The following is a 12,861-nucleotide window of genomic DNA, read 5'->3' as shown; positions in this document are numbered from 1 at the left end:
GGTATATCTCATGCTAGCTGTAGCGGTCGCGCTGACCGGAGTCATCGCCTGGGCGGAACACTCGATGCCTAGATGGCTCTCGTGAACGCTGAGTGATCTAACGACACGTTACAGGCGGAGAGGACCGACACATAAACCTGGTTACGGAGCGCTACTCATCGCTCTCGATCGCCTCAGTCGCCGCTTGGAGCCGCTTGATGTCGGCGTCGATCGGCCCCCGGATCGCCCGCCGAAGCGTCCGTTCGGGCTGCCAGCCGACGATTCGGTTCTCGAACGTCTCAAGATCGACGCCGAACCGCTCTCGGACGACCGCGTCCGCCCGCTCGCGGGCCGTCTCCCCCGAGTCTTCCGGAGCGGCGTCGGCGAGCGCGTCGAGACGATCGGTCCAGGCGTCGTCATCCAGATCCGCAAACGCCCGCGCGTCGTCGGGCCGTTCGAGCCCACTGGGGGCTTCCTCCTCGACAAAATACCCCCACAGATCGCCCTCAATTTGATGGCTCACGAGCCGGCGTAACTGCTCGACGCGCGCCTCAACAGGCGGACCGTCCTCGGGCGGGTCGGCGCCGAGCGCCTCATAGTGGGCTTGGATCGCCTCGTGAAGGTCGCGTTCCGCGCCGGCGACGGCGAGAGCGACCGCCCCAACGGCCTCGTTGTTGGCCGGATCGAGGAGCGAATCGAAAAGGGTCACGCCTCAGTTTTGGCGTCGTCGTATATATACTGTGGCCCGGCGAGTCGGGCAAACTCTGTCGCAGGTATCTCGACGGCCTCTAGCCGCGCTTGGATTCGGTCCGGAACTATCGATAGCCGGGCCGCGAGTCGCCGGTCCCGGGCGATGTCGCCAGCGAGGTGCTCAGCCGCTGCGAGACCGCCAACCGACGCCACCGCGTCGGCAGCGGCACGCAGGTCGGTGGCGGCCCCGAGCCGTTCGGCTGCGTCGAGACGACATCTGATGCGATCGAGCCATGCGGTGACTCCAGCGGGAAGGTCGCTTGAGAGTGGCTCGGAACGGACGATCGTGACCGGGGGTCCGTCAGGTTGGACCGGCGTTGCGAAACCGACTGCCGTCCCCCCAGTTCCGACTGTTGTCGTCAGTCCCTGCTCGTCCCACCCCGCGGCGAACCGCCCGCCGGTCCGTGGCGGCCAGATTACGCCATTGAAACACGGTTCGATCCGGATCCGGTGGGGTCGGTCGGCCCGAACGACCGCCTCGACGAACGTCGCCCGCTCTCCGTTGATGACGGTGGCGTTCAGCGTCGGCATACCCGGTTTGCTCGCCCGTTGTGTTATAAACCGGCGGGTCACCCCCGGGGTGGAATCCGATACACCGGCGTCTTGAGCCAGCGCTCAGCCGTGTCGCGGTCCGGGAACCGACCACAGGCCACTACGATCGGTCGTTGGATCCGACCCACCCTGACGACCGCGAACGCGGCTGACACCGCGTCCGCCCTAGCGAAGTCGTCGACCTCGCTTCCCGGCGCGTCCGCTACCGCGTCGTCGACGCGCGGACGGATCGCCGATATTAATTCTCGGCGGGCCGTTCGTCTGGCGTTCCCGAGACGGTCCTCAAGATGCAGACGCCGATCGCGCGCGTCGAACGCAGACTGTGCCTGATCGCGAGCGTCAGCCAAGGCTTCCCTCGCGGCCGCGTGCTCTGTTTCAGCCTCCGAGAGCGTCCTGATCGCGTCCCGGTAGGCGGCATCGACGTTCCCCCCGTCGTCGGCCTGCATTCGCCCTCGGAGTGTCGCTACGTGCTCGCGCTTCACCTCGAGTGTGGTGGCGGTTTCGGCCACTCGACGGCGGGCCGCCGTCCGCGATGGAACTGACGCAGGCACAGCGTCGAGTTCCGTCCGTAGCGTCCGCAGTTCGGCGTCGACGCTCGTCTCGACGCCCAGCGACCGGGCCGCAGCCACGAGCACGTCACGGCGGGACAATGATAGGCCGGGGGCGAGTACCCGGACGTGTTCGTAAAGGCTCACAACTCCCGGTTCTTCAGCGTCGACGGCGACGGGTGTGGGGACCCGACGGCGAACGCCGCGTATGGCGTGGTGTCGTTCGCCCGGTCCTCATAGGCGCTTGCGGCCTCGCGGACTGCTTCGGGGACGTCCTGGAATTCGTTGAGCGGCTCGGTCCGCTCGAGCTGGACCGCGTCAGGGTGTTTTTGACGCAACCGGAGCGCGAGAAACGCGCCGTGCTCCGTTTCCTCAAGCAGCGCCGCCCGTCCAAGCCGTCGAACAATGCTTGCGGCGTGTGTCCGACAGACGTTCCGGAGTGATGTCCGGGCGGCCTGTGAATACGTTACGACCAACAGCATGATTGAACTTTCGAGCAGATCAGATATTAAAATTAAGCGTTCAATCGATCAATTGAACTGTCGGCGCGTCGGCATCGGTCAGTTCACGGACTTGCTCGCGGGCCTCGCGCTCGGAGGCGGCGACCACTACGGTCCCGTCGTCAGCACGATACGCCGAGAGGTCGCCGTCAAACTCCGTCGCGAACGTTCGAACGACGGCGCGGACGCGCCGTTCACACGTCTCGAGGTCGGTCTCGCCCGATTCAAACGCCGACAGCGACGCCTCGACCCGACGGAGGGCCGCGATCCGGTCCATCTACACCGTCCTCAGATGGTCCGTCGTCGGTTCGTACACATCCCCCTGCCGGCGGAGTTTCTCGATCTCGTGTTCGGCTTGGGAGCGCTCCATGCCCACCTCTTCGGCCCGGTCAAGGATCGTCTCGATCGGCGCCCCCTCGTCGTACTCCGATTCGATCTCGGCGATCAGCGACTTGATGTTCTTGATCCGGTCGCGTTGGGTCTTGCTTTGTCCCGTCTCGACGACGTCGGCGTCAAACTCGCCGGTCTCGGGATCGACACCGATGTCTTTGAGACACGACCGGACGATTTCGATGACGCGCTCGGCGTCCCCGCGGTCGACGGTATCGGACAGCCGCATCCGCGCGGAGGCCTCCGCGAGCCGCACCAACGCCTCTAGCTTTCGGGCCGTCACCGGGACCGGGGCGTCCTCGTCTTGGCCCTTCGAGCGCAGGTCAACGTAGAAATCCCGGATCTCGGCTTTCGCCTCCTCGGTCATCATCGGGTAGCAGTTCCGCTTGGCGTAGGCGACGTACTTCCTGAGCAACTCGGCGTCGATCTCTGGTTCGACATCCTCGGTGACGTTTTCGACCTCCTCCTCGGAGACGTTCGATGTCGTCGTGTTCTCGCGGTGGGTGTGCAACTCGCCCGCGTAGTTCGTGTTGATAATGTGCTCGGCGAGATTCGCGTCTTCCTCGGCGTCGGGCTGGTCCGTAACCGTGAAGATCAAATCGAACCGTGAGATGAGCGCCGGCTCGAGGTCGATCTGCTCGCCGATCGGCTCATATTGGTCGAAGCGGCCGTACTTGGGGTTCGCCGCGCCCAGAAGCGAACACCGCGATTTGAGGGTGGCGTTGATACCGGCCTTGGAGATGGAAATAGATTGCTGCTCAAGCGCTTCGTGCATCGCCGAGCGGTCCTCGCTACGCATCTTATCGAGTTCGTCGACGGCCGCGATCCCTTGGTCGGCGAGCACGAGCGCGCCGGCCTCAAGCGTCCACTGTTGGCCGTCGCCGAAGTCGTCTCTGACAGCCGCAGCGGTGAGTCCAGCACTGGACGATCCTTTACCAGATGTATATACTGACCGTGGAGCCAGGTTACGAATGTACTGCAAAAGTTGCGACTTTCCTGTACCCGGATCACCGATTAAAAGCATGTGCAGGTCGCCACGTGTCCGGGAGCCGTCGGGCAAATGCTTCGTCACCCCCGAAAACAGTTGCATGATGATGGCGAGTTTCTCCTGTTCGTAGCCGTAGATCGAAGGGGCCATCGAAGCGATCATCTTCTCGTAGATGTCGGACTCGTTGGAGAGTTCGATGATCCGCTTTTTATCCTCGTCGGTGATGTCCATGTCCTCGAACTGCTCGTCCTCGATCTCGACGGCCATGCCGTCCATGTACACGTCGAAGACCGGCGATTTCTCCTGATTCGAGCCCTGCTGTTCGAGATGTAGCACGCCCGTCACGCGGACGTGGTCGCCGGCGGTGACTGCCCCCGTGATGTCGTCGTCGATGTGGATGTCGATGTTTTGCGGTGTCTCGCCGCCTCGGAGGCCCTCGGGCGACTCCTGGATCCGGAGCTTCTGGGCGTCGACGAACTCCGATTGGTCGAAGTTGATGTCGAAGGGTCCCTGTCGCTCACAGCCTTGACACTCGTGGGGTTCGTAAAATTCACCGGAGGTCTGTGGAATTCGCGTTAGCGTGCCGCAACGCTGGCACTCGAAGGCCGCCTCGATCACCTTCGGGCGGACATCGGTCGCCTTCCGGACGATGCCCGTTACCTCGACGAGTTGGCCGCGGTGACGCGCGCGGATGTCCCGGATCCCGGTCGTGCGCTGGAGGTTCTGCACCCGGACGTGCGCCTGCCCGAGTTTGACGTCGACCGGTAGATCATAGAGCCTGAGCGCTTCCTCGGCGTAGTCGCGTATCTGGTCGGGTTGCGCAATAAAGTCGTCCGCGAGGTCGGGATCGAACCGGTAGAGATCGTTCCAATCGACGTACAGCGATCGCTTCTCGTTTGGATACTTCTGTGCGAGTTGCCCGATCTCGTTCCGGTAGTAGTCGCGATAGAACGCCTCGAACTTGTCGATGACCTCAGTGTCCTCCGCGCGAGCCATTTGAGTATCTACCCTTGGCGCGCCACCGAATAAGAACCTTGGTTCCGGGAGCCGGCAGGTGGGCGATTCAAGAGCGAATGGCCTTTTGAATCCGCTCGGCGAGCACTTCGTATTGTCCACGCCCGACATCCTTTTCGACGTAGTCGGTGACGTTGTCCAGAATCGCCTGTTTTGCGACCGTTTCACTTCCCTGCCCGGTGTAAAGAATAAACGGCAATTTCGGATACCGATCGCGAATTTCGTTGAGGAACTCGATGCCGTTCATGCCGGGCATCCGGTAGTCGCTGACGATGCAGTTTATGTCGCCGGCGCTCGGCGTACCGCCGAGGATATCGAGCGCCTCCGCGGCGCTCGTGGCCGTGGTCATGGATAACTCCTCGAGTTGCTGTCTCAAAAACACGCTTGCCATCTCGATGTCGTGTGGGTCGTCATCGACGAGCAGGAGGCTGATGGTATCGTCGTCTCCGGATGCGGTTCCGATCGCGTCCGTTGATAACAGGTCGGCCCGCAGATACCGCCCGAACAGATTGAGGAGCCGAAACGAGGGCAGGCTGGCGGTCGTCTTAATAACTCGATCGCCGGTGTCGGCGTAAATAACGACCGCCGGTTGTTGATCGTCGTGGCCGGACACGCCGGACGGCGTCTTGAATTTGATTAGCTCGTCTCTGGCGATACCGACCGACTCGCCCGCTGCGTCGGGGTGAAACTGGATCCGCGACGGGCTGACGACCAGCGTACCCTCCTGTGGCCCGCTCTTGGCGGTGCCGGCGCGGTCTCGACACTGGAATACGACGTCCGTTCCGCTCAGGAGTTGCTTGTAGAGGATCTGTTGGAACGTGACCAGCCTCTCCACGCCGGCGCTGATTGAGATGGCCGTTCGGTGGCCGTCGGTTCGGGACGCGAGGGTGACGGTCCCGGTCGATCCGGCCTCTTGCCCCCGCGAAACACCCTGTACGATATCGAAGATGTTCGATAGCTCGAAGACCTGTTTCTCACCGTCGAGCCCGAAACCAAGTTTCGATTCGTTTAGGACGACTCGCGTCCGGTCTGCGGTCTCCTCGGATCGACCGTCTACGTCCACGTCGGCTTGAAAATCCGCGACGATAGATCCCGGCAACGTACCGACGCTGGGAGTGCACGGGATATGATTGTTTCCACGATTTTGGGCATCGATCCCGTCGGGCGTCGTATGAGATGTCTAGTGGCGAAAAAACCGCTCGGCGACGACCCGAAACGGCCCGGCGACGATCCGAAGCGTATTGACGGGGATAGCCCATACCACACTGTGATGGGGTCGATACGCCGCGTGTTGCTCGTCGGGATTGAATCGGAAGACCACGCTGCGATAACGACGCGGCTCTCACAGCTCGAGACGGCTGTCGAGGTGCTTTCGGAGCCCGATGCGGCGTCCGCGCTCTCGTCGCTTCAGACCCTCCCGGAGTCGATCGACTGTATCGTCAGCGCCGCTCACCTCGCTGGGATGGACGGCATCGCGCTCTCTCGGGAGCGAACACGCCAACTCGCGTCGCCAACCGCTCCGTTCGTGCTGTTCGTCACCGACGGGTCCGAAGAGCTTGCGGCCACTGCACTCGAAGCCGGCGTCTCCGGATACGTCCGCCGGGGGACTCCCGATGCGGTCGAGCGTCTGGTTGAGCGGGTTCGGCGGGCGTTCGAGTCGACCCACCCGGGCGGGGACACGAAGGCCGACGGTGCCGCCGCCGACGTCCGTCAACGGGAGCTGCAACGGGAACGGGAACGGCTTGAGGACATCAGACACGCCCTTTCGCACGATCTGCGGAGTCCGCTGAACGTCGCAACCGGATATCTTCAGTATCTCTCCGACGGTGTCGACACGTCCAGCGGGGGCGTCGAAAACGAAGCGATCGAAAACGGGTTAGACGCGCTTGATCGCATCGACTCGTTTCTCGACGATATGAACGCGTTGGTCCAGCAAGGTCGCCCGGCTGTCTCGGCCGACCCCGTCGACCTCGCGTCGGCAGCCCAATCCGTTTGGGCGGATCTCGACACCGGCGAAGCCAGCCTTCGGGGTCTCGACGGGAGCCGCCCGGATTTCGGGACGGTCATCGCCGACCGCGAGCGGCTTCGGGGGCTGCTCGGGGAACTGTATCGAAACGCGATCGATCACTCCGAGCCGGGGGTGACCGTCGAGGTTGGTGCCCTCTTCGATGGGTTCTACGTCGAGGACGACGGCCCGGGGATTCGCGAGAGCAGGCGCGACGACACGTTCCGCATCGGGATGTCGGATAGAGAGGGCCACGCTGGCTTTGGGTTGGCTCGCGTTCGGCACATCGCTGCGGCCCACCACTGGCGCGTCGCGATTGCTGACGCCTCGACCGGGGGCACGCGCGTCGAAATGACGGGCGTCGAACGTACGAATTGAGTTCACCGTTCGTCCGAGCCCCGAGCTAGCGCTTCTTTACTGCTGAACTGCTAGATGTGAGCGATGCGGGGCCACGAGAGCGACAGATCAGTGCGTTGGGTGATTCATCTCCGCCCTACCGCTCACTACGGTCGCTCGGTGCGGACGGAGGCGTCTCGCCCCCTGTGAACATTGGCGTCACAGCTTCGGACAGACCGGAGAGACAGCACTACTCGTCTTCTCCCTCCGCCCGCCGTGTGGCCCCGACGCGCTCGGCCGCCTCGACAACTGTCCCAAGCGTCCGCTGCACATCGTCGTTCCGAAGCGCGGATAGCAGGCCGAGGATGCCGACCTGTCGGTCGGAGTTTTCGGCGACCGCCCCCGCGCCGGCTTCGACGGTCTCGAGTACCGCTGGGTCGGCGACCCGATCAGCAGTTTCGGCCGCCCCGCCGAGTCGCCGCCCGAGTTCGTAGTACTCCGCGGTGGTCCGCCCGGCACTCTCGCCGAACCCTTCCAGTAAGGCGACTAGCCCGTGAAGCGTCTCCATGTTTTCTCCGAGACGCTCGGCCGTTGCGACTGTCGTCTCGCGGTCGAAGGCGGCCGCGAGACGCTCGATATCCGCGCTGAGCGCCGCCGCTTCGGCGTCTTCCGATGGTGCAAGGTCGGCGAGCGTCTCACTCGTCACCTCCAGAACGGCCAGAAGGTCGAGGAATGTGTCCGTGTTGTGGCCGAGTCGACGCAGCAACGTCAAGGTCTCCTCGCGCTCGAACGCGAGCCGTAGCGCCTCCAGTTCCCCGCGTTGTTCAACGGCGACGGCCCGGAGTTCCGGGGTCAAATCGGCGGCGAGATCCCGCGTCACCGAGAGCAGATCTAGAAGTTCCGCGAGATCCTCCGCGTTCTCACCGACGCGCTCGGCCAGCACGAGCATTTCCTCGCGCTCAAGTGAGGTCCGGAGCTCAGCCAGCGGCTCGCGGTGTTCGGCGGCCGCCGTCCGGAGTTCGGGAGTGATGTCCTCGCTGAGGCCCTGGATCGCGACCAAGAGATCCAGAAGCTCTGCGAGGTCGTCGGCGTTCGCCTCTACGCGCGCTCGCAGCCGATCGACCCCCTCGTCGTCCTCGGCCGGGATCTCACCGACCGGCTCGGATGCGTCCGACATGGTCACGGCACCGGATCGTAGCCGCGCATCCAGACGTTCCAGTACAGCGACGGGATCACGTTGATGTCGAGGATCCAGTTGAGACGGCTGACGACCGGCGCGGAGATGGACTCCTCGTAGTTGAACTCCGCGATCATCGCCTTGCCCTGCTCCGTGAGGACCGGGCAGGCTGTGTACCCGTCGTAGCCGTCGTTGAGGCCCTGGTTCTCGAGGAACGCCTCGATGTTGTCCGCGACGACGTGGGACTGTTTGCGTGCCGCCGACGCAGTCCGCGACGTCGGCACGTCCGCACAGTCTCCGACCGCGAACACGTTGGAATACGTCTCGTGTTGGAGGGTGTGATCGTCGACGGAGACGTACTCGCCGCCGCCGGTCAGCGGCGTTTCCTCGACAAGGAACTCGTGGCCATACTGCGGCGGAACCGGCGCGTAGATGTCGTATGACTGCTCTTCGCCCTCTTTTGAGTGGACTACTCGCTCCTCGTAATCGATCTCCGAAACGGTGAACTCCGGGACGAACTCGATATCGCGCTCCGCCCAGATCTCCTCGATGCGCTCTTGATACGGGGCTTTCGGTCCCGTCCCAAACACGTCTGGGCCGGGCTTGGTCATGACGACCTCCGACGCCTCGCGGACACCGCGTTTCCGGAGGTGTTCCTCCATCAGCATCGTCAGTTTCAGCGGCGCGCCCCCACACTTGATCGGGGTGTCGGGAACGGACACGAGAAAACGACCGCCGTCGAACGTCTTGATCGCCTCGCCCAGCGCGTCCGCCGCCGAGGGGTCGTAGAACGGGTAGACGCTATCCGTCCGGTTCCACCCTTCCAGCATCCCGGGGACGGACTCCGGTTGAAGACTGTTGCCGACCGCGACGATGAGTGCGTCGTAGTGGTATGTGTTCCGTTCGCCGGTCACGGTGTTCCCGTCGGGATCGATTCCGCGTACGGCGTCCTCGATAAAGGTCACGTCATCGTGAAGCAGATTGCGCGCGTCGCGGGTTTCGTGATCCATATACCCGAAGGGGACCAGGTAGTAGGATGGCTGGTAGTGGTGTGTGCGGGTCCGGTCGACGACGGTGACGTTCACATCCAGACGCCGCCGGAGAATGTTTGCCGTCATCGTCCCACCGGCCCCGGCCCCGAGCACTAACACGTCGGTATCGGCAGTCGCTGCCATCGTTAGGGCCTCCGATCGCCGCGTTCGAGTTCGCCCGTCACGTCCGCACTATCGGCTCGCTCGGCGCCGACGCCGCGGGCCAACGCGAGCAGATAGCCGAGGCCGTCTTTGACCTCCGGATCGCGGAGCGCCCCGACTAACCCGAGTGCTCCGACCGGTTCGGCCGCCTCCGTGTCGGCCCGGCCGACTCCTTCTAGAAGATCGACGAGCCCCGCTCGGACCTGGTCGTCGGCCGCGGTATCGGCGAGTTCGCCCAGCGACGTTCCGGTCGCAGCCAGCGACTCGATCATCTCGTCGTCGGCAGCGTCTGTCACGAGCGCGAGCGCGTCCGCGACTTCGAACAGACGATCAAGGGTGCCGGTCCGTTGCAGCGTCGCAAGCCGATCGACGGTTTGGGCAAGCTCCTCGCCATGGCGGCCGACAGACGACGACAGGGCGACGGTCTCCTGCTCGGCGAGTTCCGCGGCCGCAAGTCCGAGCGTGGTGGCATCGCCCGTGAGGCTCTCGACCATCTCGTCGTCGAGACCGTCCTCCAGTAGCGCGAGCATGTCGAGTAACTCCCCCAGTTGCCCCGACCGCTCCAGCAGGCCGGCGACGGCCTCGGGGTTCTCCGCGATGGCGCGTTCGACTTCCGGCGGCACCGCCTGTTCGGTCCCCTGCTCGCCCTCGTCGTCGAGCGTGCTCATAGGACACCCCTGGCGGTCAGCCAGTACGACTGGTTGTAGCCGAGTTTCGACCAGTGCAACAGCCGGGAGGGCTCTTTCGGCGTAGGCTCTTCCTCGTAGTCGAAGGCGATGTACGTCCCTTCGTCACGGCCGCTCTCGATGAAGCAGACGGTTTTGCCGTCGTACTCGCTGGTCGGCACGTCCCCGCGGGCGACGCTCGCGAGCCGCTTTGCGAGCGCCCCGGCCGCGTAGTGGGCGGCGCTGCCGGCCTTGCTCGTCGGGAGGTCGGCGACATCCCCGAGCGCGTAAACGTCCTCCGCACCGGTCGCCTCGAGCGTGTTCGGGTCGACATCGACCCAGCCGTCATCGCCGAGACCCGCCTCCCGGACTAGATCGCTGCCCTCGTGAGGCGGGATCGCGACCAGCGTGTCATAGGATAGTTCCTGCCCCTCGACGGTGTGAATGACCTCCGCCTCGGGGTCGACCCGGTCGGGGTTGAAGAACGTCTCGACGTTTATATTCCGCTCCTCCATGATCGGATCGGCCCACTCCGCGACGGATCTGATACCGTGGGAGCGTCCGATCGGGTACGTGTAGGTGATGTCGACGTCCTCGCGGAGCCCCCGGTTCCGGAACCAGTCGTCGGCCATCAGCGTGAACTCCAGCGGCGCGACCGGACACATGTGGGGGTTGCCGATGACCGAGAGAACGAGATGTCCCCCGGTGAACGACGCGAGTTCCTCTCTGAGCGCCGTTGCGCCGTCCGGTCCGTAGAAGTGGTGGCCGCCTTCGGCAAGCCCCGGCGTCTCGGCCGGCGAGACGCTCGTACCCATCGCGAGAACGAGATGATCATACGACAGCTCTCCCGTTTCGCCCGCGAACGACACCGTCTTGGCGTCGGTATCGACGGCGGTCGCCCGGTCGATGACGAGGTCGATTCGCCGGTCGATGAGTTCGTCGAGCGGACGAAGGGCGTCGGCTGGCGTCTTTTCGCCGAAGGGGACGTACAGCCACGTCGGTTTGTAGACGTGCTCCTCGGTGTCGTTGACGAGGACGATCTCAGCGTCGCCAGCATCAATCTCGTCGGCGAGGTGCTCGCTCAAGTTGTTCGCAAGCACGGAACCGGCCGTCCCAGCCCCGACAATCAGGATGCGTTCGCTCATGTTACCTCCACGTAGAGATCTTGGTGATCCTCGTGGTCGACGACCGCGAGCAGTTTATTGCCCGACTCCTCGGCCCACTCGTCGACATCGCCCTCCGTCTGATCGTTCGAACTCTGGAGTCGGATGACTGTCCCGGAGTCGACCGATTTCACCTTGCCGATGAGATCCATCAGCGGTCCTGGACAGGACGAACCGATCGCGTTCACGGTTACGTCGGCGTCTATTTCGGATTCGGACATCGTGTGAGATCTGGGATATACATTATTATTAATTACTTTGTCGCACGACAAGCTGTCTAGCAACGTCGGTCCGGACCACCGGGCGCTCGCCCTGCAGATCTCCTGCCGGAGCGTTCATGTAGGATGTCGACAAACAACTTCAGCGACACGACCGATGTCCGATATTCCTCCCCCCGAGAATCGACGAACGGTTTCGATCAAACCGGATCTCAGCTGCTTGAGCGACCCGCGACGGGGTGGCGCGGGCGAATCCATCGGCGGCGAGTAGGATGTATGATTTCGGTTTCACAATCACGTACGAGGAGGGCATCGACGTCGTCGCAGACGCGCTCACCGACAACGATTCCGTGCGCTCGGAGCGTATCTACGCGTGTCTCGACCCCGAACGGATGTGGGCCCTGGAGTTCGTTACCGGCGATCCGGACGAGCTTCTGACCTTCGATGAACTGCTCTTCGACGAGTCGCTGGACCGGGAATCGATAGGGAGCCGGCCGTGCGATGGTGATCGTCGGATCAGCCAGCTCGGCGAGCAGCCCAGATGTCGGATGGTGTATACCTACGTCTCCGATATCGGGCGTTGCGACACCGTCCCGACAATCGCCACCCGGTACTTTTCGGCCGGTGCGCTGTTCGTAGAGGCTCGAACCGGCCAGACTGCGACCTGGCAGGTCTTAGCGCAACGCGACGAGAAGATCGGATTGCTCTACGACACGCTAGGGGCACGCATCGCCGAGGGGCTCAAGTTTTCGTTCGACCATCTCACCGAACTCGACCAGTGGCGGAGCCGTTTCGTCTTCCCCAACGGGTTCCGGCCCGAGCAGCGCGACGTACTCGTTGCCGCCGCCGAGCACGGATACTTCGAAACTCCGCGTGAGGTGACTCTTGAGGAACTCGCTGGGGTACTCGATCTCCCGCGCTCGACGGTCTCCTACCGGCTCCGTCGGGCGATCGCCGAGCTCGTGGAGACGTTCATCGACAGCGGGCCGTGAGCCGGAACGGAATTGCCTCGCGACCCCCGGTGGTGTAACCGTGCTCTGTGCGTTGGTCTGATCGACCGACGTTCCGTCTCGGCTCAGATATACCAGCGCCGAACTGGCCGTCCGAGGATCGGGAAGCCTGCGGTCGATTCATTCACAAGTTCGAATTTCTCTTTTCAAACATCACATCGGAGACTGTCCCTTGTGCGACGCTGAGATGCTGACTGAAGTCGGCTGGAATGTATTTACTCTCCAAGACTCAGCTGCTGAGTTCTTACTTGATCGCTATCTCCGTCGTCTGTCCAGCTTTCTGTGATGTTCTCCCCCCGTCACTTGATTTTCCGTCACTTGATTTTCCGTCACTTGATTTTCCCTCACTTGATTTTCCCTCACTCGATCTTCT

The 12,861-nt window shown here is 63.4% G+C and carries 14 protein-coding genes; 2 read left to right on the top strand and 12 right to left on the bottom strand.

Annotated features, from left to right (window positions below; translation table 11 throughout):
* Nucleotides 1-151: 151 nt before the first annotated feature.
* The 7 genes from ACI944_RS05885 to ACI944_RS05855 all read right to left on the bottom strand — a co-directional run bounded on the left by ACI944_RS05885 (nt 152) and on the right by ACI944_RS05855 (nt 5,820).
* The gene (locus ACI944_RS05885; RefSeq protein ID WP_411718132.1) at nt 152-688 is read right to left on the bottom strand and encodes a hypothetical protein; all 537 of its coding nucleotides are present in this window, start codon (nt 686-688) and stop codon (nt 152-154) included.
* Complete coding sequence (locus ACI944_RS05880) at nt 685-1,260, bottom strand: hypothetical protein (RefSeq protein ID WP_411718131.1); 576 nt, start codon at nt 1,258-1,260, stop codon at nt 685-687. Before ACI944_RS05880 ends, ACI944_RS05885 begins: the two co-directional genes overlap by 4 nt.
* Before the next feature lie 38 nt (nt 1,261-1,298).
* Nucleotides 1,299-1,931 (bottom strand): hypothetical protein, encoded by a 633-nt coding sequence (locus ACI944_RS05875; protein WP_411718130.1) that lies wholly within the window; start codon nt 1,929-1,931, stop codon nt 1,299-1,301.
* A gap of 41 nt (nt 1,932-1,972) precedes the next feature.
* Nucleotides 1,973-2,311, bottom strand: a complete 339-nt coding sequence (locus ACI944_RS05870) for a hypothetical protein (RefSeq protein ID WP_411718129.1) — start codon at nt 2,309-2,311, stop codon at nt 1,973-1,975.
* A 40-nt stretch (nt 2,312-2,351) separates the two neighbouring features.
* Entirely contained in the window at nt 2,352-2,606 is a 255-nt protein-coding gene (locus tag ACI944_RS05865) for a hypothetical protein (protein WP_411718128.1), read from the bottom strand.
* A complete protein-coding gene (locus ACI944_RS05860) occupies nt 2,607-4,703 on the bottom strand; it encodes a minichromosome maintenance protein MCM (RefSeq protein ID WP_411718127.1) in 2,097 nt (698 codons plus the stop codon). It abuts the gene before it with no gap.
* Between the two features lie 67 nt (nt 4,704-4,770).
* Nucleotides 4,771-5,820: a response regulator gene (locus ACI944_RS05855; RefSeq protein ID WP_411718126.1), complete on the bottom strand. Its 1,050-nt coding sequence runs from the start codon at nt 5,818-5,820 to the stop codon at nt 4,771-4,773.
* 171 nt (nt 5,821-5,991) lie between these two features.
* Between ACI944_RS05855 and ACI944_RS05850 the strand changes: the two genes are divergently transcribed.
* Nucleotides 5,992-7,104: a sensor histidine kinase gene (locus ACI944_RS05850; RefSeq protein ID WP_411718125.1), complete on the top strand. Its 1,113-nt coding sequence runs from the start codon at nt 5,992-5,994 to the stop codon at nt 7,102-7,104.
* Nucleotides 7,105-7,312: 208 nt separating this feature from the next.
* Here the strand turns inward: ACI944_RS05850 and ACI944_RS05845 are convergent, their stop codons facing one another.
* Genes ACI944_RS05845 through ACI944_RS05825 form a run of 5 tightly spaced genes read right to left on the bottom strand, consistent with a single transcriptional unit; the run spans nt 7,313 to nt 11,481 of the window.
* A complete protein-coding gene (locus ACI944_RS05845) occupies nt 7,313-8,239 on the bottom strand; it encodes a DUF1641 domain-containing protein (protein WP_411718124.1) in 927 nt (308 codons plus the stop codon).
* A gap of 2 nt (nt 8,240-8,241) precedes the next feature.
* Nucleotides 8,242-9,414 carry an NAD(P)/FAD-dependent oxidoreductase gene (locus ACI944_RS05840; RefSeq protein ID WP_411718123.1) on the bottom strand — a complete coding sequence of 391 codons (1,173 nt, stop codon included), beginning with the start codon at nt 9,412-9,414 and terminating at the stop codon, nt 8,242-8,244.
* Between the two features lie 2 nt (nt 9,415-9,416).
* Nucleotides 9,417-10,100: a DUF1641 domain-containing protein gene (locus ACI944_RS05835; RefSeq protein ID WP_411718122.1), complete on the bottom strand. Its 684-nt coding sequence runs from the start codon at nt 10,098-10,100 to the stop codon at nt 9,417-9,419.
* On the bottom strand, nt 10,097-11,242 hold the full coding sequence (locus ACI944_RS05830) for an NAD(P)/FAD-dependent oxidoreductase (RefSeq protein ID WP_411718121.1): 1,146 nt from the start codon (nt 11,240-11,242) through the stop codon (nt 10,097-10,099). Before ACI944_RS05830 ends, ACI944_RS05835 begins: the two co-directional genes overlap by 4 nt.
* Nucleotides 11,239-11,481, bottom strand: a complete 243-nt coding sequence (locus tag ACI944_RS05825; protein ID WP_411718120.1) for a sulfurtransferase TusA family protein — start codon at nt 11,479-11,481, stop codon at nt 11,239-11,241. Before ACI944_RS05825 ends, ACI944_RS05830 begins: the two co-directional genes overlap by 4 nt.
* A 269-nt stretch (nt 11,482-11,750) precedes the next feature.
* Between ACI944_RS05825 and ACI944_RS05820 the strand changes: the two genes are divergently transcribed.
* On the top strand, nt 11,751-12,470 hold the full coding sequence (locus ACI944_RS05820) for a helix-turn-helix domain-containing protein (protein ID WP_411718119.1): 720 nt from the start codon (nt 11,751-11,753) through the stop codon (nt 12,468-12,470).
* The last annotated feature ends 391 nt before the right edge of the window (nt 12,471-12,861 follow it).

Origin of the sequence: Natronomonas sp. (assembly GCF_046710025.1) — an archaeon.
Lineage (GTDB): Archaea > Halobacteriota > Halobacteria > Halobacteriales > Haloarculaceae > Natronomonas.
The sequence above is the reverse complement of the archived record's forward strand: the minus strand, read 5'-3'. Positions and strand labels throughout refer to the sequence as shown.

Bases quoted from the DNA above. Each gene is read 5' to 3' on its own strand.
- ACI944_RS05845 (WP_411718124.1), bottom strand. From the start codon at position 8,239: ATGTCGGACGCATCCGAGCCGGTCGGTGAGATCCCGGCCGAGGACGAC.
- ACI944_RS05825 (WP_411718120.1), bottom strand. From the start codon at position 11,481: ATGTCCGAATCCGAAATAGACGCCGACGTAACCGTGAACGCGATCGGT.
- ACI944_RS05865 (WP_411718128.1), bottom strand. From the start codon at position 2,606: ATGGACCGGATCGCGGCCCTCCGTCGGGTCGAGGCGTCGCTGTCGGCG.
- ACI944_RS05850 (WP_411718125.1), top strand. From the start codon at position 5,992: ATGGGGTCGATACGCCGCGTGTTGCTCGTCGGGATTGAATCGGAAGAC.
- ACI944_RS05830 (WP_411718121.1), bottom strand. From the start codon at position 11,242: ATGAGCGAACGCATCCTGATTGTCGGGGCTGGGACGGCCGGTTCCGTG.
- ACI944_RS05835 (WP_411718122.1), bottom strand. From the start codon at position 10,100: ATGAGCACGCTCGACGACGAGGGCGAGCAGGGGACCGAACAGGCGGTG.
- ACI944_RS05870 (WP_411718129.1), bottom strand. From the start codon at position 2,311: ATGCTGTTGGTCGTAACGTATTCACAGGCCGCCCGGACATCACTCCGG.
- ACI944_RS05820 (WP_411718119.1), top strand. From the start codon at position 11,751: ATGTATGATTTCGGTTTCACAATCACGTACGAGGAGGGCATCGACGTC.
- ACI944_RS05840 (WP_411718123.1), bottom strand. From the start codon at position 9,414: ATGGCAGCGACTGCCGATACCGACGTGTTAGTGCTCGGGGCCGGGGCC.
- ACI944_RS05860 (WP_411718127.1), bottom strand. From the start codon at position 4,703: ATGGCTCGCGCGGAGGACACTGAGGTCATCGACAAGTTCGAGGCGTTC.
- ACI944_RS05880 (WP_411718131.1), bottom strand. From the start codon at position 1,260: ATGCCGACGCTGAACGCCACCGTCATCAACGGAGAGCGGGCGACGTTC.